This window comes from Mucilaginibacter sediminis (genome assembly GCF_051903035.1).
Taxonomy (GTDB): domain Bacteria; phylum Bacteroidota; class Bacteroidia; order Sphingobacteriales; family Sphingobacteriaceae; genus Mucilaginibacter.
This window is the reverse complement of record NZ_CP170602.1, coordinates 7,331,713-7,355,457: the sequence shown is the minus strand read 5'-3', so window position 1 is coordinate 7,355,457 and position 23,745 is coordinate 7,331,713. Positions and strand designations below refer to the sequence as shown.

18 protein-coding genes are annotated in these 23,745 nt (G+C 39.2%); 3 read left to right on the top strand and 15 right to left on the bottom strand.

What is annotated here, in order from left to right:
- Positions 1–7: 7 nt before the first annotated feature.
- The 14 genes from ACFGVS_RS30650 to glmS form a co-directional block, all read right to left on the bottom strand.
- A complete protein-coding gene (locus ACFGVS_RS30650) occupies positions 8–1,069 on the bottom strand; it encodes a glycosyltransferase (RefSeq protein ID WP_090652499.1) in 1,062 nt (353 codons plus the stop codon).
- A gap of 35 nt (positions 1,070–1,104) precedes the next feature.
- Complete coding sequence (locus ACFGVS_RS30645; protein ID WP_439696884.1) at positions 1,105–2,316, bottom strand: O-antigen ligase family protein; 1,212 nt, start codon at positions 2,314–2,316, stop codon at positions 1,105–1,107.
- A gap of 13 nt (positions 2,317–2,329) precedes the next feature.
- The gene (locus ACFGVS_RS30640; protein ID WP_439696883.1) at positions 2,330–2,923 is read right to left on the bottom strand and encodes a sugar transferase; all 594 of its coding nucleotides are present in this window, start codon (positions 2,921–2,923) and stop codon (positions 2,330–2,332) included.
- A 1-nt stretch (position 2,924) separates the two neighbouring features.
- The gene (locus tag ACFGVS_RS30635; RefSeq protein WP_439696882.1) at positions 2,925–4,169 is read right to left on the bottom strand and encodes a DegT/DnrJ/EryC1/StrS family aminotransferase; all 1,245 of its coding nucleotides are present in this window, start codon (positions 4,167–4,169) and stop codon (positions 2,925–2,927) included.
- 67 nt (positions 4,170–4,236) lie between these two features.
- Positions 4,237–4,998, bottom strand: a complete 762-nt coding sequence (locus ACFGVS_RS30630) for a DUF2334 domain-containing protein (RefSeq protein ID WP_439696881.1) — start codon at positions 4,996–4,998, stop codon at positions 4,237–4,239.
- Between the two features lie 51 nt (positions 4,999–5,049).
- A complete protein-coding gene (locus tag ACFGVS_RS30625) occupies positions 5,050–6,192 on the bottom strand; it encodes a glycosyltransferase (protein ID WP_439696880.1) in 1,143 nt (380 codons plus the stop codon).
- A 24-nt stretch (positions 6,193–6,216) separates the two neighbouring features.
- Positions 6,217–7,074 carry a glycosyltransferase family 2 protein gene (locus tag ACFGVS_RS30620; RefSeq protein ID WP_274208820.1) on the bottom strand — a complete coding sequence of 286 codons (858 nt, stop codon included), beginning with the start codon at positions 7,072–7,074 and terminating at the stop codon, positions 6,217–6,219.
- A complete protein-coding gene (locus ACFGVS_RS30615) occupies positions 7,071–8,240 on the bottom strand; it encodes a DegT/DnrJ/EryC1/StrS family aminotransferase (protein WP_274208822.1) in 1,170 nt (389 codons plus the stop codon). The genes ACFGVS_RS30620 and ACFGVS_RS30615 overlap by 4 nt, the downstream gene beginning before the upstream one ends.
- Positions 8,237–9,676, bottom strand: coding sequence for a lipopolysaccharide biosynthesis protein (locus tag ACFGVS_RS30610; protein ID WP_439696879.1), 1,440 nt, complete (start codon positions 9,674–9,676; stop codon positions 8,237–8,239). Before ACFGVS_RS30610 ends, ACFGVS_RS30615 begins: the two co-directional genes overlap by 4 nt.
- Before the next feature lie 10 nt (positions 9,677–9,686).
- Complete coding sequence (locus tag ACFGVS_RS30605; RefSeq protein WP_090652508.1) at positions 9,687–10,985, bottom strand: nucleotide sugar dehydrogenase; 1,299 nt, start codon at positions 10,983–10,985, stop codon at positions 9,687–9,689.
- On the bottom strand, positions 10,975–11,538 hold the full coding sequence (locus tag ACFGVS_RS30600) for a UpxY family transcription antiterminator (RefSeq protein WP_090652509.1): 564 nt from the start codon (positions 11,536–11,538) through the stop codon (positions 10,975–10,977). The genes ACFGVS_RS30605 and ACFGVS_RS30600 overlap by 11 nt, the downstream gene beginning before the upstream one ends.
- 285 nt (positions 11,539–11,823) lie before the next feature.
- A complete protein-coding gene (locus ACFGVS_RS30595) occupies positions 11,824–14,151 on the bottom strand; it encodes a GumC family protein (RefSeq protein ID WP_439696878.1) in 2,328 nt (775 codons plus the stop codon).
- A gap of 18 nt (positions 14,152–14,169) precedes the next feature.
- A complete protein-coding gene (locus tag ACFGVS_RS30590) occupies positions 14,170–14,916 on the bottom strand; it encodes a polysaccharide biosynthesis/export family protein (RefSeq protein WP_255369918.1) in 747 nt (248 codons plus the stop codon).
- Between the two features lie 484 nt (positions 14,917–15,400).
- Positions 15,401–17,239, bottom strand: coding sequence for a glutamine--fructose-6-phosphate transaminase (isomerizing) (glmS, locus tag ACFGVS_RS30585; RefSeq protein ID WP_274208826.1), 1,839 nt, complete (start codon positions 17,237–17,239; stop codon positions 15,401–15,403).
- Positions 17,240–17,917: 678 nt separating this feature from the next.
- On the opposite strand from glmS, the gene ACFGVS_RS30580 reads away from it, so the two are divergent.
- The 3 genes from ACFGVS_RS30580 to ACFGVS_RS30570 all read left to right on the top strand — a co-directional run bounded on the left by ACFGVS_RS30580 (position 17,918) and on the right by ACFGVS_RS30570 (position 21,304).
- On the top strand, positions 17,918–18,775 hold the full coding sequence (locus ACFGVS_RS30580) for a glycosyltransferase family 2 protein (protein WP_439696877.1): 858 nt from the start codon (positions 17,918–17,920) through the stop codon (positions 18,773–18,775).
- Positions 18,776–19,402: 627 nt separating this feature from the next.
- Complete coding sequence (locus ACFGVS_RS30575; protein ID WP_274208827.1) at positions 19,403–20,479, top strand: GNAT family N-acetyltransferase; 1,077 nt, start codon at positions 19,403–19,405, stop codon at positions 20,477–20,479.
- Positions 20,480–20,500: 21 nt separating this feature from the next.
- A complete protein-coding gene (locus tag ACFGVS_RS30570) occupies positions 20,501–21,304 on the top strand; it encodes a phytanoyl-CoA dioxygenase family protein (protein ID WP_439696876.1) in 804 nt (267 codons plus the stop codon).
- Between the two features lie 287 nt (positions 21,305–21,591).
- Here ACFGVS_RS30570 and ACFGVS_RS30565 read toward each other — a convergent pair whose 3' ends face one another.
- Positions 21,592–23,745, bottom strand: coding sequence for a glycoside hydrolase family 31 protein (locus ACFGVS_RS30565; RefSeq protein WP_439696875.1), 2,154 nt, complete (start codon positions 23,743–23,745; stop codon positions 21,592–21,594).

Below are 23,745 nucleotides of genomic sequence, written 5' to 3'. Positions count from 1 at the left end.
AATAAGCTTAGTTTAGTATAAGCATTTCGTATGATTTACCAATTTTATCAAGGGCAAAGCGATTATAGATATCGGCTTTTATCTCTTCATGATGCCAGGTTTGATTGCAGGCACGGATAATATGTCTTTTTAAATTCACTAAGTCGTTTTGCTCAGCAACAAATCCATTAAAGCCCTCCCTTATTAATTTGCTAATACCTCCAACACGGAAAGTAACTACAGGAACTCCAACTGAGAGCGATTCGAGCACTACGTTTGGAAAGCCCTCAGTAAAAGAGCTCAAAACCAACAGGTCGTTCCTGGCAATTTGCAGCGCAACGTTGCTTATTTCGCCAGTAAAAGTTACCCGGTTGCAAAGATTGTTTTGGCAAACAAGTGTTTTTAGCTCTTTCATTAAAGGCCCGTCACCAACTATTGTTAACACATAATTTGTTGGGAGGTCTTTAACAATTTCAAGCAAGCGAAGCAGTCCTTTTTCTTTTCTTAACCGGCTTACAACCACCAGGCGTTTTAATCCCGATATGCTACGGCCATTTTTGAGCAAATGTGATGGAAGAATCGGGTTATGAATTACAGTTAATTTTTTAACGGGAATGTTGTAACACACAGCCATTTCGCGAAGCATCTCCTCCGATTGGCATACAATAAAATCGAAACGAAAAAACAAAAACCTGGTGAAAAAATTATAAAACCTGGCTTTAAAATCATAGTACTGACGCATTTGAAAGGGGTTATTTGAGGCCCTGGCTATTAAGTTAGGTACCTTTACAAAGCAACCCACCATTGCGATCAAAATGTTTATATGGTCGGTTGTTGAAAAAACAGCATCTGGCTTTTCATCTCGAAGCAATTTTAATAGCTTAAAAAATGACTTCGACGCCTTAATGGTATTCAAGTTGATAAAACGGATCCCTTTTATATCAGCAGAAAAACATTGATGATGACCGCTCAAATAAACAACCGATACATCATACTTTTCGTTGTTAAAATACTGGGAAAGCAGCCAATAAACGCGTTCAGAACCGCCGGCTCCAAGGGAACCAACTACCAGGAAAATTTTCTTTCTCATACAGGGGCCGTGTTAAAATTTAAGGTGATTTTCTATCAGGCAAGTAAAATATCGTTACCGGTATCTGATGTAACGTTGTATTGAAGTATTGCGAAATACAAAAATATTGTTGGCCCATCTACGCTTAACAGCCAACCATTATGCGATAGTGCATTTATTGAAATAGCAAAAAAAGAGAAAAATAAAGCCAGATATAGAGGCTGATTTTTTTTATGAATATTTTTAACTGTATTCCAAAAAAGGGAAAGTATACGATAATAAATTGCCCCTAATAATCCCAAACCTAAAAATGGCCCCAATAAGGTAACAAACATCAAATAAGCGTTGTGCGATGACAAACCAAAAGGGAAAGAAGGATTTCGATATGTAACTTCATCCCAGGTTTTTCCATAAAATATTAGCCCAAAGGGATAATTTGCTACTATTTTAAGATTTTCTGCTGCCAGATCTGCGCGATTAAAATCATTTGCTTCCTTTGCAGTATTTTTTGATAATATGTTATTCTTATTGTCGAAATTGTCTTTTAACATGTATGTATAAGCTGCAAAACATACCAGAATGGTAATTATGAGCAAAAAAACAGCCTTGTATCGGTAGTAAATAATCAAAAATGTTGCTGTTGCTGCACAAAAACTTATAAATGCCGACCTGTTCATACCAAGATAAACACAAACCAAACAACAACACAGCACAACTAATTTAATAAGTAAATTTTGCTTAAAAGTAAATGCTGCCACCAAAATCATTGTGGTAAAAGCCGCAACCTGGTAACCAAAAGTAAACTGAGTTATTGACAGTCCTGAAGGGCTTTGTTTAACCTGTTCATCAAGCATTGCAATCCTTATAGGATCAATAATCGATGCATAGTTGTGGTCAAGTATCATGATGATCATTGACACCATCAACAGTAAAAAAAACAATACTATCGATGCAACGAACCTGCTTCTGCTGGAGCCGACAAAATAATTAAAATATAGCGCACATATAAAAATTGTAATTAAGGTGGCAAAAAAAGAGCGATAATCATTCATTCCCACTATATTGTATAAAAACAAGGCAGTGATAAAAAAAAGCATCTCTTTATAGTATAAAAACCGTGTTGCAGGTTGCCCTGCAAAAAAAATAAGGGGCAAACCAAATACAGCAGGCGCGGGTATTTTCACTGTCTCTGTCATGAATATGCCAAATGCAAGGACATATAGATAGAAAATGACAAAACAATAAACCAAAAGCTTTTTAAGTTCCATAAAAGATCGCAGCTTATTTAAGTAATCTTTTAAGGGTGCTTAATATAATTCTGATGTCCATCAGGAAATTTCGATTGTCAATATATTCAAGGTTTTGAAATATTTTTGACGGCAAAATTGTATTTACATAAAGCCCTTCGGGGTCTTCGGCAGTTGCCAAAAGCTCATTCTCATTAAAGTATTTTATAGAAGCCCAGTCGGTTAAACCTGGCTTTACACTAAGCACCCTTAATTGCTGAACGCTGTAAATTGCAACGTACTTACTTACTTCTGGCCTGGGGCCAACAAAACTCATATCGCCAATAATAATATTTATCAATTGTGGCAGTTCATCCAGCTTATATTTGCGAAGCCAATGACCCACGGTGGTAATCCTAAAATCGGCGTACCCAATGGTTAACAAGCCCGCCCTATCTGAAAACTCATACATGGTTCTGAATTTAAAGAGGTTAAAATCTGAACCATTTTTGCCGATTCTGCGCTGTACGTAAAATACGCTTCCTTTTGAATTGAATTTAACAGCCATAGCTATTATAATTAATAACGGGGTTAAGGTTATCAATAAAATCGAAGCAAAAATCAAATCGAAAATTCTTTTTAAAATCATTTCAAAAATCTGTTATTGAGGAAGTTTTCAATTGGCTAATTTGCTTGTTTACAGCACTTTTTACAGTTTGTATTATAAAGTCCACTTCTGTATTAGATAATTGGGGGTAAATGGGGAGTGAAATTTCATTTGCGTACTGAGCGTAAGCTACTGGGTAGTCTGCAATGTTGTAACCTAATGATTTAAATAAAGTTAACATAGGTAATGGTATAAAATGAACGTTAACACTTACGCCTTGCTCCGTAATATCTTCTATAATCTGGTCTCGCTGCGACTCAGATATTCCCCTGATTCTTAAAGAGTAAAGATGATACGAAGACTCGCGGTTCCCATCAATAAGTGAGGGCGCCATAAACCAGTTCATTTGCCTAAAGCTTTTGAAATATTTTATTGCAATCAACTTTCTTAAAGGAAGCAATAATTGCGAATATATTTTTATTTGGGCCAGGCCAATTGCGGCGCACACATCGGGCATGTTGATTTTAAGGCCCTGGAATAATATATCATACTTCCACCCCCCACCGTTCGATTTAGTGAATGCATCTTTAGTTTGCCCATTCAGGGTAAACATTTTCAAATACCTATACTCATTTTCAATATTGAAGGTTGCCGGCAAATTCAAGCATATGGCCCCCCCCTCTGCTGTTGTTATATTTTTAACGGCATGAAATGAGAAAATAGCAATATCGGCTTCCCTTGAGGCTGCAACTCCATGTATCGTAGCTCCCAGGGAATGCGCAGCGTCGGCAATTAGCAGTATTCTGCCCAGTGTCGTTTGCTTATCATTTGTCGGCTCAAATAAGTTTACAATTTCGGGCCTGCCAATAATCTCATTTAAAGCCCCGTAATCGCATGGCCAACCGGCAACGTCAACTGCAATAATCGCTTTTGTTTTGCTGGTAATGGCTTTCAAAACGGCTTGTGCAGATATACAACAATCGTTATCAACATCAACCATTACGGGAGTTGCCCCGCAATGCAGCACGCATAAAGCAGTAGCGCAGTAAGTATAAGCGGGTACAATAACCTCATCTCCCTCTTTTACGCCAAACCATTTTAACATCAATATAGCGCCCGACGTCCATGAATTTACACACACAGCCGCTTTAGCTGTTGTTAAATTCACTATCTCGTTTTCAAGTTCGGCTACCTTAGGGCCGGTAGTTATCCATTTAGAAACAAGTGCATCAATAACCTCTTTTATAACAGATTGGTCGATAAAAGGAGGTGAAAACGGAATTTTCATATAAGAGATAGAAATGGAGTGAATAAATTAATTTCAGAAAAATGTTCAGGTTTCTGCCCTCTGCGGGTTAGGTTGGGATTTTTTCGGCCTCAACAAGCAGAAAACTTATGTAACCCCGAATCAGGCGTTTGTATATGCAGAACTTCTCTTTTATGAAATCTACCCAACCATAGTTTACAAATGATAAATCGTCAAGCGAAACAAAGTGCTTATGATACTTTACAATAAAGTCTTCGAGTTCATCAAAGGCACTATCAGTGCAGGTTTCGGGGTGATAGTTAAAAGTCCAGGTGTTTTCTGTTTTGGGTTCAACTTCAGATAGTTGTACAGGGATCCAGTTAAACCCGAACCGGACGTAGGGCGATTTTAATAGCCCATCACTTATTACCTTAATATCGGTATACTTCTCCAGCGCCACAAGTGTGTTCCTGTCAAATGTATGTGCCGGTGCTATAAACAATGAAGGGCGAACCTTTTCACGACGAAATATTGCAGCGGCAGCTTTAATCTTCTGCTCTTGTATCTGTGATGGTAAGCCTGCGAATTCTGATCGCTTATTCATTTTTAGGATTCCAGAGTTTCGATTTACGTAACAGTGATTATATCCGTGCATCCCCATAATATACCCTTTACTTTGAAGCCCGCGTACCATCGGCCAATAATTTGAATTGAATTTTCCGCGGCTTTTTAGTTTGGGGTCCTTGTTATCAGGTATTACAGCAATTATTGGTTTAATTTTATACTTGTCAAACAACCTAAAAAAACGCTGCCATTTATCTATATCATTAGTTGGACACAAATCGTCCAAACGGATTAAATATTGTAACATATGATTAAGATTAAATTCGAATGAAAAATTTGCCGGCATCATGTTTTAAGTTCAGGGTTCATTAGGCGCATACCTAACATGCTTGTTTATTAAACCCGCCCACTCGCCTAAAATTTTTTGTGCACTGTTGCTTTCACAAATATTTTGTGCTGCTCCCCCTATCCGTTCCCTGAGGCCATTATCGTTGTGTAGACAAACTATCGCATCCGCCAACTCAACAATCGACTCTTTAGCTACTAAAATACCGTTATCGCCATCTCTGATAATCTCCGCAGGCCCAAAGTCACAGTTTACCGCTATACAAGGACAACCTAAACTCATTGCCTCGACCAATGCATTAGGATAGCCTTCATTACGGGAAGGCAACACAAACATTTCGGACTGGCTATAATAATCCTGCAGGTTAGTTTTTGATCCGGGAAGCAATACTTTTTCCTGTAGTCCGAGGCGATGGATCTGGCAAAGAAGATTTGATCTTTCTTCGCCTTCGCCTATTATTAATAAATCAGTATCGTCAAGATTGGCGAGGCCGAACGCGGCAATCAGCATGTCAAAACCTTTAACAAAGGCTAATCGTCCAACGCCCAATATAAATTTCCGAACGTGTACCTTACTCGTAGCTATCCTATCAAAGGTTGTTACTGCGTTCATTATCCTGTTTATATTATCCAGATGTTTAAAAGCTGTTATCCCTAACAGGCAGTCTCCTACACCCTTTGCGCTAACAACCACGGATGCCGATTTGCGATATATTAATGCGGCAAGCTTCTTATGCAGATAACCAAACTGATTTACACTCCGGTTTGGCGATGTTCGTTCGGATACGATATACGGGGTATTGGTAAAATAGCAGGTTATGCCCGCCCATATATTGGCCGATGTTATAAACGATATAGCACAAACAGGTTTTTCGGCTCTCAACAATTTAATCAGCACATAAAAGGTTTTTAAAAAATAGTACAACCGGTATCCCAGGCTATGCCGTCTTCGGCTTAATATTTGAACTACTTTTACATCTTTGTCAATAGCATAAGCTGGAACATCCTGATTTAGCGAAACGATTATTGATTTAAAATTTAGCTTATTAAAATGGTTTGCTAATGATATTAATACTCTTTCGGCTCCGCCGCCCATCAGGGTAGGAATAATAAAAAACAAGCGGGGTTTTACTTGTAAATCGGGTTTTATTTTCATGAAGGTTTGTTTTTCCCGGATGAATTAAAGCAAGTATTTAACAGTGTTGTAGGCCCTTTTTATTTGCAGATTACTCAGTTCAAAAAACAAATACCTTTTAATATACAAACCAAGTAGTTTTCTTCTCAGTAACGTTGGATAGGAAAAATTCCTTATAATTAAATCAAAGTCGCTTATCATCCTTTTCATCCTTGTATTAGCGTTTATCATGCTCCAAATTCCGCCTTGGTGGTTACGGTAACAACTCATTACTTCGGGCATTACATATACTTTTTTACCCGTATGAAAGGTGGCATAAAGTTTAAAAATCTTATCGCCGGCATAACAATTAAAAAACAACTTACTTAAAAATAAGCTATGTACTATTGGCAGGTTACGGTAAAGTACCGTCGCTGTTTTTGTTTCATCTTGTTTGCCGGCAAGCAAATCATAATAGGTATGCGTTAGTGGCACCGGCTTAGGGTGTGCATATATTGTTTGGTTATCGGCAGTAATAACACGGGTATAATGGCAACACATAATATAGCCAGGATTAGATTTTAAAAAATCTACCTGTTTTTGCAACTTATAGTTATCTGTCCAATAATCGTCGCCCTCGCAAAGTGCTATATATGTACCTTTACACGCTTCAACACACCTAATAAAATTACGGTGAAAACCTATGTTTTCAGGAGATGTAAGCACCTTGATCTTCCCCGGGTATTTAACCGAAAACTGATTGATAATGAGCAATGTATTATCAGTAGAACAATCGTCGCCAATAATTATTTCGAATTTGAAATTTGTTTGCTGCATCACGAAATTATCGATAGCCTGCGCAATAAATTTTTCGTGATTATACGTAATACAGCAAATACTAACTGTAATTTCAGTTCCATTCATATTTTGCCGTTTTTTACATTTAATTCCCATTCAATTTTATCCGTTACCAGCTTACCAAAGCGATCTGGCCTCGGTTGGCTTCCCTCGGTAAAATTTTGAGTTCGTAGTAACAAACGGCAAATCAGATCCAAATCTGACAATCCTAAAGTATGATATAAAGGAAGACACAAAATGCGGGACGCTATACTGTCGCAAATCGGCATTTCCGAACTGTTTACATACGGTAAACTTGATAAAGAAGGAAAAAAATACCTACGACTGTATATTTGCGCCAATTCAAGTTTGGCCTTGCTCTCCAACATTAGCTCCTCCGAACTAAACAAAACCGGGAAATACGCGTAATTATAATCGTCGGCATTTTCAACTTTTTGAAATTGAACATCCAGGTTAGTTAACCGCAGCATATATTGCTCGGTTAAATACCTTCTTTTTTTCAATATCTCATCGGCATAGCGTAAATTACAAAGGCCCATAGCTGCATGAAATTCGCAGTTTTTTGCATTGATGCCTTGTTCTGAAAAGCAATCAACTCCAGAAAAACCGAAATTGCGCATCAACGCCAATTTTCTTAGAATTTCCGGATCCTGGGTAAATACTGCGCCCCCTTCTATGGTATGAAATAACTTTGTTGAATGAAAACTGGTTGTGCTGATATCGCCATATTCGAATACCGACCGGTTTTTATACAAGGTACCAAAGCAATGTGCTGCATCGTAAATAACTTTTAAACCATACCTGTCGGCAATGTCCTGTATAGCCGCAATATCGCAAGGGTTACCAAAAACATGCGTAGCCAATATTGCTGTTGTTTTTGAGGTAATTGCAGCTTCAATTTTAGCGGGATCGATATTATAGGTTTCCGGATCAATATCAACAAAAACGGGCGTGCATTCTTGCCAAACAATTGCGCTTGTTGTTGCCACAAAAGAAAATGGCGTTGTAATAATCTCGCCATGTAATGACAATGCTTTAATTGCAAGCTGTAACGCAATTGTACCGTTTGCAACATATAACAAATGATTAACACCCAGGTATTCTTTAAGCTTCAGTTCAAGCGTATTTACTAACGGCCCATTATTTGTTAGCCACTGGCGTTCCCAAATACTTTTCACATAATCGCAGAATTCTGTTTCTGTAGGCAGAAACGGCTTGGTTACAGGTATCATTTTTTAAGAATTAGTTTGTTAAAATCTTTAATCGCCGAAAGTTTCACTAATAAGCCTGCACCAAAATAAACACCAAAATAAATTATGAAAACAATGCCAATTTGCATAATTGCGGGGGTATAAAGGCTGGTTAGCAACATATCGAGAAAGTAACAAGTAAAACCTAACGTACCGGCTATAGCCAAAATGGGAAAAATATCCTCAATTTGTTCCCTTACCGGGTAGGCTATTAGCCTGCCACTATAAACTGAATTGATGTAATAAGCAATAAGGTTAAAAAACAGCTGGAAATACAACAGCCCGTATATCCCAAAGGGGATGAAAAGCAAAATTCCGGTAACGCTTAATATTTTTTTTAGCACCTCCAACTTAAAAAACAGAGCGCTTTTACCCAATACTTTTAAAATATTCAGATTATATACATGAAGTGGGTACATAATACCGCAAAGGCATAATATCTTAAAAAAAGGTACAGCGGGTAACCACTTATCTGTTAATAAAATATGAAAAAGCGGCTTAGCAATTAAACTCAGAAATATTAGCGCCGGTGCGTTCCAAAACACAACCTGTTGCATTAGCTTTTTATAAACATCTTTTAAACGCACCGGATCATGGGCTATTTGTGCAAACATTGGGTAAGCAACCTTATTAACTGCAGTAGAAATATTACTTATAGGCAGCTGACTAATGGTATCTGCACGCCAATAAAAACCAAGCAGGCTTGCAGAAAAATATTTGCCAATAATTATTAAGTAAAGGTTTTGATAAACAGTATCTAATAAACCAGATAAAGTCATTTTATAACCAAACGAGAAATGTTTTTTGAAACACTCCTTGTCAAACAATAAAGCCGGCCGCCACGGCGAATAGATCCAATGCATTGCTGTTGATAAAAAAGATGTACATAATCCCATCCAAACCAGGCTCCATACCCCATAACCTAACCTTGCAAGCAGGATGCCCAAAAGCCCTCCCCCAATGGCTGCCGGAATCTGAATGTTTGTTTGCAGTTTAAACTTCATATCTTTTACCAGTAAAGTACTTTGAACACCAAAAAAGGCATTGATAATTAAAATAAGTCCGTATACACGTACAATGGCTGTTAAAAGCGGCTGTTTATAAAAATTGGCAATGAACGGGGCGGCAAAAAACAATACACCATATAAAAAACAACTGCCCAACAGGTTAAAATAAAAAATTGTCGAAAAATCGCGCTCATCTGCATCCGGGGTGCGTATCAGCGAAGCCGTTAAGCCGCTATCTAACAGCGAATTACCAATTGCTATAAAAATTGCCAACATGGCTATCAGGCCAAACTGAGCGGGATCAAGCATACGGGCCAGAAATAAGGAGATCAGGAACCCAACAATTTTTGAACTCACCTGCTGCCATAAGGACCATAGAATGCCCGATACGGTTTTTTCTTTATAATTCATCTGAGTGATATTACAGGCGTGCGTTTACCAGGCCATCCGGTAAAAAAGCTTTCAGATCATACAGCACAGTGTGAGGTTTACAAAGGCTGGCTAAATTGAGGTCTTTAAACTCATTATGAGCAACCGCGAGTAAAATACCGTCGTATTTTCTTTCTTTCGATTCGCCGTTTTCGCAGGTTATGCCATAAATCCGGTTTGCCTGCTCGGCGTTAGCCCAAGGGTCATGAACATGCACCTTTATCTTATATTCTTCCAACCGCTTAACAATATCTATTACCCGGGTGTTTCTTACATCGGGGCAGTTTTCTTTAAAAGTAAAGCCAAGTACCAGCACTTCGGCATCTATCAGCGATGTTCCTTTGCGCGTTATTTGCTTTATAAACTGATCGGCAACGTAAGCGCCCATTGAATCGTTTATGCGGCGTCCGGCTAAAATAATCTCAGGGTGATACCCAGCTTCCTGGGCCTTTTGAGCAAGGTAATATGGATCGACCCCGATACAATGCCCGCCAACCAAACCTGGTCTGAAATTTAAAAAATTCCATTTTGTACTGGCGGCCTCTAATACCTTATTTGTATCAATCCCAAGTTTATTAAAAATCATGGCAAGCTCATTTACGAAAGCTATGTTGATGTCGCGCTGGGCATTTTCAATTACCTTTGCGGCCTCGGCCACTTTTATCGAATCGGCCTTAAAGGTACCAGCTGTAATAACCGAATTGTAAAGTTTATCTACGATGTCTGCAGTTTCGGCCGTTGAGCCAGAAGTGATCTTCCGGATATTTGCTACCGTGTGATACTTATCTCCCGGATTAATTCGCTCGGGGGAGTAGCCTGCAAAAAAATCGACATTATAACGTAATCCAGATACTTTCTCTAATATGGGCATGCATTCGTCTTCGGTAACACCTGGGTAAACCGTCGACTCATAAATCACAATATCACCTTTTTTAAGTACTTTCCCAATCAACATGCTGGCGTTTATTAAAGGTGTCAGATCGGGGCGATTGTTCTTATCAACGGGTGTTGGCACTGTTACAATGTATCTTGTACATGGTCGTAATTTTTCGATATCGTCTGTAAAAAACAACCCTGTTTGTGTTGTACACACCGGCGTTATCACTGCATTCAATTCATCTTCGCTAATTTCTAAAGTATGATCGATACCGGTTTTCAGCTGGTTAATTCTGGCTAAATTTATATCGAAACCAAATACTTTATACTTTTTTGCGAACTCAACGGCCAGGGGCAAGCCCACATACCCAAGGCCTATAATTCCAATTTTTGGTTGGTACTGTTCAATTTTCATGGTTTTGATTTGAATTTTGTATAGTTAAATTTTGCATAAGAACACGGGTTACCAAAGCACAGTTAATACTGTCAAACACCATTAATACGTGCTTGCCTTTAATTTCAACCACTTTGCCTGTTTGATTGGTAAGCACACCGGCCTTTATTTTCACAACATCGCCTATCGCTAATCCTTCCAGGCTTATCATCTCTAAGTCTTTGTAATTGTCAAGGTTGTACTTTATTTGGTCGATAATATTATCTCTCACCACAGCTGGTCTGCCCATATAATACACATAGCCCATTACGCCTAAAACGTACAGTACTTTGGCCTGTTCAAAAAGATCAACCCTTACAAACACGTACGAACTAAACAAGGGCAGGCTTACCTCTTTTTTCCTATCAGCCCATTGGTTAACAACTTCCCTGACAGGGCAATATGATTCGACGCCTTGCTGCTTTAACAATTTGTCAACCTTTTTTTCCCAGCGGGGCCTGGTATAAATTACAAGCCATTTTTTTTCGCGCAAATTTGATATCGACACTTTCGAGGTATTTAATGAAGATTGCATGTTGGTATTTATTTGTAAAAGGCAGTATTTAAGGATTGGCTACGGCTTCGCCATCTCACTTACATGATGCGGCTATTTGTTTTTTGATATGTGCGTTTAAGCAAAGGGCTTAAAGCAAGCAAACTGAAAATGCAGCCCTATTTAGCTTGGGGTTGCTTTTGAAAAACACTGTTCCTGGCTGGCTCACTACTTTATATAGCTTCGCCAATCCACTTACAGGGCCTATTTTTTAAATTATGCTACAAAAGATTATTAGCGGACAGATTATTACGTAAAGAATAATTACTATACGCCGTACGGAACGTAACCATAGCCCCCGTACGCATAGGCATTACGATTTTGCTTTTTTGCATCGTTTAAGACAACCATAATATTTTTCAATTTCCCGTTATCATAAATATCCTTCAGTATGTCTAATTGTTGGGTGCTGGTATAGTTATAACGCACCAGGTAAATACTTAAGTCGGCAAAGCTGGCCAGACTTAGCGCATCTGAAACTGCGCCCACCGGCGAAGTATCAACAATTATATAATCAAATTGGGCTTTGCACCAGTCGAACAACTGCTCAACCCGTGCGTCCATCAATAACTCCGATGGCCTTTCAGACAATGTACCGCAACCCAAAACAAACAGGTTATCCGATTCGCCAACAGGCTGAATGTATTCATACAAAGAATCTATATCACCTTCTATATAATCGGCCACCCCCTTTGTTTGCGCCAGGTTCAGGCTTTTCAGGAGATCTGGTCTTCGCAAATCAAATTCAATGATGAGTACTCGTTTACTTAATAAAGCGAGCGTAATTCCAAGGTTAACGCTGAAGAACGTTTTGCCCTCGCCCTTCATGGTAGATGTAACCAATATTGTTTTTTGCGGCAGGCCCTGGTTTAAAATACCTATATTACTACGGATGTATCTGAACAATTCAGAAATGACGGTTGTACGCCCTTTATGTACAGCAATTGCGCCCGCAAGTTCTTGATTATGGCTTAGTTCGCCAAGTACCCTAACTCCTGGTATTTCTAATAAATTGGCTGTAGTTGTAACTTTTGCATTAAATTTTTGCCTGAAAAAAATTGAAAACCCGGGAATTAACAAGCCAATTACTCCGCCAAGCAAATATGTTAATTGCTCCTTTGGAAATTCAGGAACAGGATCATACGCCGGTCTGTCGACAATTTGTGATGACGGAATAGTTGCCGAAAGAGATAAGGCCGTTTCCTCGCGCTTTTGCAATAAATATTGATATAGGTTTGTTTTTACGCCTTGCTCGCGACTGCGCTGCAATAACCCTCTTTCAATGGCGGGTACCGACTGGATCCGCGAATCATATTGGGCCGAGTTTTGCTTAAGAAGCGTATGCCCTATCATAAACCCTTTTTTAATATTTGTTAAATTCTCCTTTATGTTGGTACGCAAACTTGCTATCTGGCGGCTCAAATCCTGCACCAACGGATTGCTGAGGTTGGCGGTGTTTAACATCCGGTTCCTTTCCAACTGAAGGTCGTTGAATCTGCTTACAAGTGAATTCAAAACCGGGTCTTTCAATCCCATAGTGCTTGGAACCGCGTTAAATTGATTACCGGATTGGTTTAGATAAAATTCCATCGATTTTACAATGCCAAGTTGAACATTAGATTCTTCAAGTAACTGGTTATATTCTGCCGACTTTGTCAGATTGACCTGATTACCGGCATTAATTTCAGATGCTCCGCTTTGTTGTTTATAGGTTTCGATGTCTTTTTCGGCAGCTGACAGATCATCCTCCATTGTCTTGAGCCGTTTATCGATAAATAAAATGGTATTAAGTGCTGTTATATTCTTTTTCTTAACAGTTTCATCATTATAAGTACTAATAATATTGTTAAGAATTGCCACTCCGCGCTCTGGCACGGCATCATTAATGCTCAATAATAGCGTGTTAGATTCTTTAATTACCGGGTTTACCTGCAATAATCCGGCACTGTACAAGGCAGCCAGGGTTTTTAAATTATTAAACCTGATGGTAACCTGTTTATCTGTAGTAGCAAAACCAGGCCCTTTTTCAACTTTGAATGCATAATCCTTATGATTCACAACTTGTCCGTAACGATATAACCAACTCTTCTTTTCGACGGTTAATAAAAACTTATCTCCGGAGTAATTTTGAAGGTGAAGTTTTTTCAAATACGCCCCATTACTCAATTTAACTACCGTTACAATAAAAGGGCGGTCATCACCATAATATTCTTTGGTTTTAAAAGCAGCTTCATCAAAATAAGAAACTTCAAGATTCAGTCGTTCAAAAACATTATAAATCAAATCTTTTGAGCGCAAAACTTCAATTTCATTATCTACTGTTTTTGCTTCCTGAAACATGTTCAAATCACTAAACGCTGTTGCCTTGAGTATGCCGTCTCCTTTTTTATCGTCGGGAATAAGTAACGTACTTGTTATTTTATACCTGGGTGTAACATAATGAAGATACCCCCAGGCAACCATCAAACAAACAAACAGGCCTGCCAGAAAAGCGTACCAATTTTTTAAGTATGGCATTGCTTTAGTCTTGAAGTCACCTCCTGGCAAGGTTTGTTTTGGTTTAGCGTTAATGTCCATGTCGGCTTTTTTTAACATTATGAAAAGGGGTATCAATTATCTTTTTAAAAGTACAGCTGCTAATACTGCTACAGCAGATATAGAAGCGATTATCAGGGGCATCAGGCGTGTATTTTGACTATACTCAACTGCTTTTGACCGGTCGGGCTCTATATAAACTATATCATTTTGCTTCAGGTTGAAATACGGCGACTTCATCGACTCGAGTTTGTTCAGGTTCAACCTTGTCATGGTTTTATTTCCGTCTTCATTTCTGATGATCAAAACGTTTTCGCGCCTCCCATAAACGGTCATGTCGCCGGCAAGGCCCAGTGCTTCAAGTACATTTACCTGTTCGTCGTTAATAATGAAGGTTGCTGGTTTGTTAACTTCGCCGATAACTGTAATTTTGAAATTACTCAACCTTAAATCCACAACCGGCGATTTCACATGTTGCATTAACTGCGTCGCTATTGCTGTTTGGGCATCTTCAACGCTAAGGCCTCCAATTTTAATCTCACCAATCAACGGAAGTTGAATATTGCCATTTTTATCTACTTTGTAGCCTTCGGAGCCTGGCCTGGGGTTTGTTCCCATATTTTTATTACCATAAAACAGATTATTCGATTCCGGGCTTAGGCTGTTAAGCGTAATATTTACAACATCGCCCCTTTTAATCAACACCTGTTGATCCTGCGATTTATTTACTGTAGCAGTCTCGGCCATATTACTAAAGTAAACCAGATCACGGCGGGCTGCACAGCCAGATAACATCATCAATGACACAATACAGCTAATTATCATTATTCTTATCATCTTTTAGTTTATCAAAAGGCTTATGATTTGTTCCTGTTTGATAAACTAAAATTACCCGATTGAGGTTCAACAACATAGCATTTTTAATGATTGAAAATAAATTGTAAACCTGGCCGGTTTAGTTTACAAAACATGTAAAACAAAAGTCGTGGTCATGTGCAGGCCGTGTAAACCCGTTGTAAAAAATTATCATTTTTGAGCTATTTATTACCGCTGCGCTATATAGTTTCAGATGCTAACCGCTGCTGATTTTATAATAATTCGTCTTTTTTTTACCAGTTTGTTAAATAACCGATCGCTAAAAACGCTGTCGTTATCAAATTTGCGTTTTAAGGCGTATGAAGAGTATTGTTCGCAGTAACAGTATCACATAAAAAAAGCAGGCTTACACCTGCTATGTTTATCTTAGTATATTGGGTTGTGAACCTATGCTATCGTCTTAAAATAGCATTGATATCAGCTCATCATAATCTTACTCTACTGTAACTGATTTGGCAAGGTTACGTGGCTGGTCAACATTACAGCCCCTGAGCACGGCGGTATGGTATGCCAGCAGTTGCAAGGGTATAGTTGCCAATAGTGGCAAAAACGCTTCATCTGCGCCAGGTATCTCTATACAATAATCTGCCATGTTTTTCACCGTCACATCGCCCTGGGTAACAATAGCAATTACAATCCCTTTTCGGGCTTTAACCTCCTGGATATTACTTATAACCTTGTCATATGATGAGTTTTGAGTAGCGATGAATACCACTGGCATAGCTTCGTCAATCAACGCTATAGGGCCATGTTTCATCTCTGCCGCCGGGTATCCCTCGGCGTGGATATAGGAGATCTCCTTGAGCTTTAATGCTCCCTCCAACGCCACCGGGAAGCCGCTGCCACGGCCAAGGAACAGGCAATTAGATGCATCTTTAATTTTCAACGCTATATTTTTTATCAAATCATTATCCTGAAGAAGCGTTTGAATTTTGTCGGGAATTGTTTCAAGTTCAGATAACAAATAAATAAGTTTTGACGACGAGATAGTACCTTTTTGTTGAGCTATATACAAAGCCAATATTGTAAGTACGGTAACTTGCGCCGTAAAAGCTTTTGTTGAGGCTACTCCAATTTCGGGCCCCGCGTGCGTATAAACTCCGGCGTGGGTAATTCGGGGTATAGAAGCGCCAACAACATTGCAGATACCTAAAATTGTGGCACCTTTTTCTTTCGCAATTTCTATCGCTGCCATAGTATCTGCAGTTTCACCGGATTGAGAGATTGCCAATACAACGTCCCTTTCAGTTATTATCGGGTTTCGGTATCTAAATTCCGAAGCATATTCTACCTCAACAGAAACACGCCCATATTCTTCAATCAGGTACTCCCCCGCCAAACCTGCATGCCAGGAAGTACCGCAGGCAACAATAATTATCCGGTCAATATTTTTCAGCTTATCAGCATATTCTTTTAGGCCTCCCAACTCCACTCTGCCAATTTTCGGAAATATGCGTCCCCGCATACAATCTGTTACAGAGCGTGGCTGCTCAAATATTTCCTTTAACATAAAATGTTCAAAGCCCCCTTTTTCAAGAGACTCCAACTTCATTTCAAGCTCTTGTATCAATGGTGTCTGGACAACATTATCAAGTTGCTTAACCAATAGTTCGTCACGCTTTATGAGCGCTATTTCATTATCTTTTAAATAGATAACGTTTTTTGTATATGCAATAATCGGTGTTGCGTCCGACGCGATAAAATATTCGCCTTTGCCAACCCCAATAACCAGGGGGCTACCCTTTCGCGCGGCAACTAATTGCCCGGGATTTTCCCGGTCCAAAATCACAATGGCATAAGCACCTATTACGGTATTCAAAGCCAAACGAACAGCCTCCATCAGATCAGTTTGTTCAATATTTTGAATTTCTTCAATCAGGTGAATCAGCACCTCAGTATCCGTTTCACTTTTAAAATGATGCCCGCGGTTAATCAGCTCTTCTTTGAGCGTGGCATAATTTTCGATGATACCATTATGAATAATGTGCAACCTGTTATCATTCGACGTGTGGGGATGAGAGTTAACATCAGACGGCGCACCATGGGTAGCCCAGCGGGTGTGGCCAATGGCTACGTGTCCGCTTTTATCTTCAGCTTCAGTAAAAGCTTCAAGCGACGACACTTTGCCAATCTTTTTATAAATACTAAAACCTACCTGATTTATAATGGCGATACCGGTGCTATCATACCCACGATATTCCAATCTTTTAAGGCCATTTATTACAATTGGCCAGGCGTCACGAAATCCTATATAAGCTACTATTCCACACATAATTTTGAGTTTTATTTTTATATCCCTTAAGTAATTATTTACAAACTCAAATTTATTTAATTGTATAACAGCATATTACAAAACAAAAGAATTGAACACCGATTGTAAATTATATGAAAAATTACACAAAAGGTGTAAAATACTTTATCGTTAAAATTTACATTACCTATGCAGTTTGCGTTAATTAGAAAGCCATGGCAACTACCGGATTTAATAGATAAGCAGTGCCAATACCGATGACGACAGCATAAAACTTTGTCATAACTATTTAAGCGTCAACCTAACTAATACCCTTTTACACAAATGGAAATAATTTCACCATTTGTGTGAAAGAGTTGACTATCCTTTACAATTTATTTTCAAATAAACACGCGCATAAAAAATTGAAAATCTATTGAATACATTTGTTAAATCAAAACCCAAAATGAGCGCGTGTTTGTTGTTCAGATGCAAAAACGATTATAACAAACATATACCGCTCAGTTTCTCAATGATGGTTTCTTTATAATATCCGGCTCATGTAACCGGCATTGCGAATGCTATTGCCAGCATTAATTTATCATGATGTTTATTGTAAAAGAACCTTACTCCCACTATTATAATTCTGTTCTGATACAATTTTAAAACAAAAACAACACGTACCTGGGCCTATTTCAATACCGATTAAAAAATACAAAAATGATTAAAGAGAATTTCATGCTAAGTGTCGCCTGCACAACTTACAATCAGGATAAATTTATTACTCAAACAATTGAAAGCTTTTTAATGCAGCAGACAAATTTCCCGTTTGAGATTGTAGTGGGCAATGATTGCTCTACTGATAACACCGCGGCCATATTGCAATCGTTTAAAAAAAAATATCCTGGCAAAATAAAGATAGTTACTGCAATTAAAAATGTTGGTGCTCATCAAAACATGATTGATACGCTGGATGCTTGTACCGGAAAATACATTGCCCTTTGTGATGGTGATGACTACTGGACAAACCCACTGAAACTACAAAAACAAGTGGATTTTTTAGAGCAAAACCCCGAATATATTATTTGCTGCCATTACACGCGCGTAATTGACACCGACGGAAATACTTTATACGTTGCGCCAAAACCGGTACCACTAATACACACCTATCATGATTTACTCACAGGCAAGCAGGTTGAAACAAAAACTGCAACTGTGGTTTACCGTAACTTAAAAAAAATTAACCAGTTGTTTCATCAACCCTGGTATTTTAGTTGTTTTGCAGCCGACAAATTCTTTAAAATATTTTCAACTTCTGTTACAGGCGGTAAAATATATGTAATGCCCGAGGTAATGAGTTGCTACCGTAATCATGTTGGCGGTATTTGGAGCATGATTAAAACAGAGGCAAGGATGGAAATGGTAATCAGCGATTTTAACCTGATTATAAAACATTTTAGCTATAATGGCATTCAACGGGCAAAGTTGTTGTTGTTGTATATTAACAGGTATCTGTTATTTGAATTGAAGAGACACCGTTTTCAAAAAATATACAATACAGTAAAATTTCTTATTTAATCCACAAATACACTATTGGCTTAATAGGAATGGTAAATCCCAATTACCAAAAGCCTATACACCTTATCCGTACTGCTTCACAGAGTTAAGTACAATTAATGCCACAGGCCCGGCTTTAAGCATTACCCGGGGCCTATTGCCTTAATAACAACAGGTCAACTGAATTTAACATTTTTCAATCAAGCCTATATTGGCCCGGGTACCAGAGGGTTGCTAAATCACAAAAAATATACTAAAGGTGAAGAATCCCCTTCTCGACACCCTACATTTCAGGGCAAACGCATCTAATTGGGTTAACATAACTTAACACATTTCAAATAAAACATTTACAAGTATTTAATAATCAATGTTTTATATTTTATCATGGTTAACACTAAGCCGATTGCGCAATTTAAGCGCCTCCAAATATTTGTGCCTGGTGTTGGCCAATACAAGTCACTTGAGTAACTCCATCATTTAACCAGGATCAGGCAATAAAACAAGGTATCCCTTTATGCTCATATCTTCCCCACGCCATAAGCTTATTCCGTGGGCTATTATTAAATAACAGCTTATCGCCGTTAACTATTTAGTTGAGTTTACCTGCACTACATTTCTATTAATTCTTTTTTTCTAACTAAAATCATTATGGGTTACAAACAATTTACCATCCGGGATAAAGATGGCTGGGATGCCTATATACATCGCGCATATACTCACGATGTTTTCCATAGCTGGCACTACCACTCTTTAAACAAAGAAGGCGAGCAACTTCTTTTTGTTTATGAACAGGGCCATCTTTTTATTGCTCTCCCGGTAATAAAAAGGAAGATAGAAAATTCTCTTTTTTTTGATATGACTTCTGTTTATGGTTATGGCGGGCCGGTGTCAAATGTCGATTTGCGCACCGTACCGGCGAGCATAATCCCGGCTTTCAAGCAGGCTTTTACTGATTTTATGAGACGTGAAAATGCGATTTGCATATTCACCCGACTTCATCCTTTCCTGAATCAGGATTACGTACTTGACAGCATTGGCGGCTTAAAAAGCAATGGTACAACCTTATACATCGATCTGTCGATATCCATTGAGGATCAGAGAAATAAATACGAAAAAAGACTTTCCCGGCAAATAAGAAAAATGCGCGAAAAAGGCTATATCATAAAAGATAATAACAGCCCCGACGATGTGAAATATTTTATAGATATGTACTATAAAAATATGGATCGGGTAAATGCCTCGCCAAATTATTACTTCGACGAAAAATACTTTTCTGACATTATTAACATGGAAGGCTATGAAAACAAGCTTATCCTGATATATGACGGCACAGAACTCATTTGCGGCGCGGTTTTATTGCTTTCAGAAAACATCATCAGAAATCATCTTTCAGCCACGTCGCCCGATTATTTAAAAGAATCGCCAAGTAAATTACTTACCGACGAGATAAGTATGATTGGGCGCAGGCTTGGCAAAAAAATCTTTCACCTGGGTGGCGGAGTAGGCGGAAAAGAAGATTCGTTATTTGAATTCAAAAGGTATTTTTCGGATTTACAAATAACCGACCGGATATGGTGTTATGTTAACGACCATGAAGCATATAACGCCCTTGTAGCAAAAAATTCGTCGGAAGCCGGTTCAGGGTCGGCATATTTTCCGTTGTATCGCCGCCCGGCTCCTAAAGCAGAGACAGTAGTCCCAATTATCAATACAACCATTATTTAATTCCTCGATAAAATAAATATTATGAAAAATAAATTTAATTATTCTGAAGCCGATCTGACAACTTTTGACACCATTATGGCTGACTGCGGCTGGATTGTTTACGAAGACGCGTTGGATGTGGATTTTGTTGATGAGATTGCCAATTCGTTAGTTAATGCTTATGATGAGCGAAGAAAAATCCAGGTAAAAAATGGTATTGCGGCAGTCATGAACGGCACATTACATCATCTTGTTGAAAAAGATGCATTCTCCCTAAAATTTCTGGATCAAAAATATTGTGACAGCCAAATAAGGCATTTTTTAGACGGCAACTATATCCTCAATTCCCTGGGCGCAGTAATTAATTTAAAAGGCGACAACCCCTATGTTCAAAACATTCATCGGGATATTCGAAGTTATACCGGCAATTTTAAGCTAATGATTCAGATGATGGTTATCCTGGATGATTTTACCCTCGAAAACGGAGCAACTCATTTTCTTTCGGGCTCGCACCATTCTAAAGAAAAACCCGAAGCCGACTTTTTTTACAAAAACTCTGACCGTGCGATTGTAAAAAAAGGAAGTATTATTTTATTTGACTCCAACCTGTGGCACGCCAGCGGAAAAAACCATACCAATGGACAAAGGCGTACGCTTACCATGGCTTTTACGCGGCCATTTTTTAAACAGCAATTGGATTACCCCCGGGCATTAGGCTACACATTTGGTGAAGGATTAAATGAAAGTTTGCGACAGGTTTTAGGTTATAACGCACGAACACCAGAAAACCTGGATGAATATTATCAACCTGTAGAAAAGAGAATGTACCAACCAGGTCAGGGTTAATTGATAGTTTTCTTATAAGTAACCCAACTTCAAAACCAATATAATCGGATGGGCGTTTGAAGCACAATGTTATAAAAAATGGATTCATAGAAAATTACACTCCACTATTTAAGATGTCGTTGTAATTGTCAATCCTGAACAAGAATTATAGCTGAATATGTATTTCCTATAATGTGCTAATGAAATCACAATCCGGTGATGAAATGCGAAATATAGTTGCGGTCGATATTTTCTAAAAGAAACAGTTACCAATAACCTTTATAAAAAATGGGGGCTTGATACCAAAGCTATAGCTCCGTCATTGCTTTGAAAGTTACCTTACCAACATTATCTGGTTTCCCGTTTAATGCCGGGGTAATTGTGCCTTTTAATTTCCCGTTTACTTTACTCACCATGATCTTCCGGAAGGTGTAATTACCCTTTTCATAATCATACGTTTCTCCGTCATCGTCATATAAAGAATAAGTACCCGGTTTGCTGCCATAATACCTCAGCTCCAGGTCAACCTTCTGCCCTACTTTGGGCGCGTGCAGCATTACGGGCATCATGGGGATAATACCGCCGTCCTTTACATAAACCGGTATTTTATCCAGGCCCGGTGTAACATTGATGACTTCTCCGTCACCTGCGTACTTCCCTGTGTAAAAATCGTACCATTTACCCTTTGGCAAGATCACTTTTCTGCTGGTTTGCCCGGCAAATATTGGTGCTACCAGCAAATATTCGCCGGCCATATACTGGTCTTTAACCTCTTTGGTTATGGCCTCTTCATAAGGATTTTCCTCCAGGTTTACTTTTTTGTTTTCATTTTTAGCTTCCCCTCCAACAAAGCCATCTTCCAGGTACATGGCCCGGAAAGGCGGGATGCCTTCAAAGTGATATTTGGCAAATTCGCTATACCAGTAAGGCATCATCTGCATGCGCAGGTTGGCCATTGTTTTTACCTGCTCCGCAACCTCCGGGAACGACCATGGCTTGGTACCGCTGGCCCAGGCATTAATCATCGCCATAGGCGAAAAAACATTCGACTGAAACCGGCGCAACCATTCCTCGCCGGTTTTGGAAGAACGTACCTCGGGCGTCCATAACACACCTGCAAAACCACTGTTTACCAATGCGGTTATAAAATCGCGGTGATCGTAATAGTCGTTATAGATAACATAAGGGAACGATGAACCACCGCCATTTGAGGCACGAACCAGGCCAAATGTACGTTGATTACGTTCATGGTAAATTTGGCTGGTGTAGCGTTGCATCATCAAGCCATACGTCTGGCGCATTTGTTCGGCATCGTGGCCTGACGGGAAAGTTGCTACGTCGGGCCATAAATAATTATCCCCGCCATCAACCTCATCCATTTTATAGCCGCTGATGCCAATATCTATTTTGCCTTTTTCCAGTTCGCCAAAAAAGATCTTACGTGCTTCGGGCATACTTATATCGGGTACTATGCCGTTCCAAACCGTATGCGAACCACTGTAAGGTAAAATACTTTTATAAACAGGTGCCTCTGGCGATACATAAGGATTAGTCCATAAATTGAGCCTTATATTCTTTTTCAGCATATCCTGTATAAAACCTTTAGGATCAGGAAACCGGCTTGCATCCCACTCAAAAGTACAGGGGTATGATTTACTTTGCCAGCCTGGCTCAAGCCCGATAAAATCAAGCGGATAGCCCTTTTCCTCAAATGCCTTTGCTTCGGCTGCAACACCCTGCGCATCGGTTAAACGCTGCATACGCTGTGTAAAGCCCAGGCCCCAGCGTGGTGGTAAACAACCGCCGCCGTTTAGCAAATTATAACGCCGTACGGCATCTAAAGTAGTTGGACCAGCAAATACATATATCTCTACCCCGGAAGCGGGCACCAGCATTTCCACACCATCTGAATATGGATGCGAGCTCCATGTTTTATCAAGATTCCTGTCTTTTACTTCGGGAGGTACTTTACTGTCGCGCCTTACTGCTGTACCGGCATATACGTCGATATACCTGGCCGAGTTGATAAACACACCATAACCATTTGATGATACATAAAAAGGTGTGGGTGCATGGGTGCGCCCATTATCCTTACCTGCATAATTGTCAACATGCAGCGTAAGCACTTTGCCGCGCTGAAATACAGTTTGGAAATTTAAACCGAAACCAAACAACTGCTCTTTTTTTTCCAACGGAAAGCGCAGGTAAGTTTTACCACCCTGTACACTACCTGTAATTTCCTGCTGCGGTAAGGGGAAGGCGGCCCTTGGCATTTGCGCTAAACCGGCATGATAAGGTTGTACCCCGGCCACTTTCAGTAAGTCAAATTCTTCGGGCTTACCTATAATGCCTTTCCATATTCCGGGTTCTATTTCCGTCCAGGCAATGGATTGCGCATGAAGCTCTGCCGCGAAACTCCCAAACAAACAAATCAGCAAAAAGCATTTCAAATTTTTTATCAT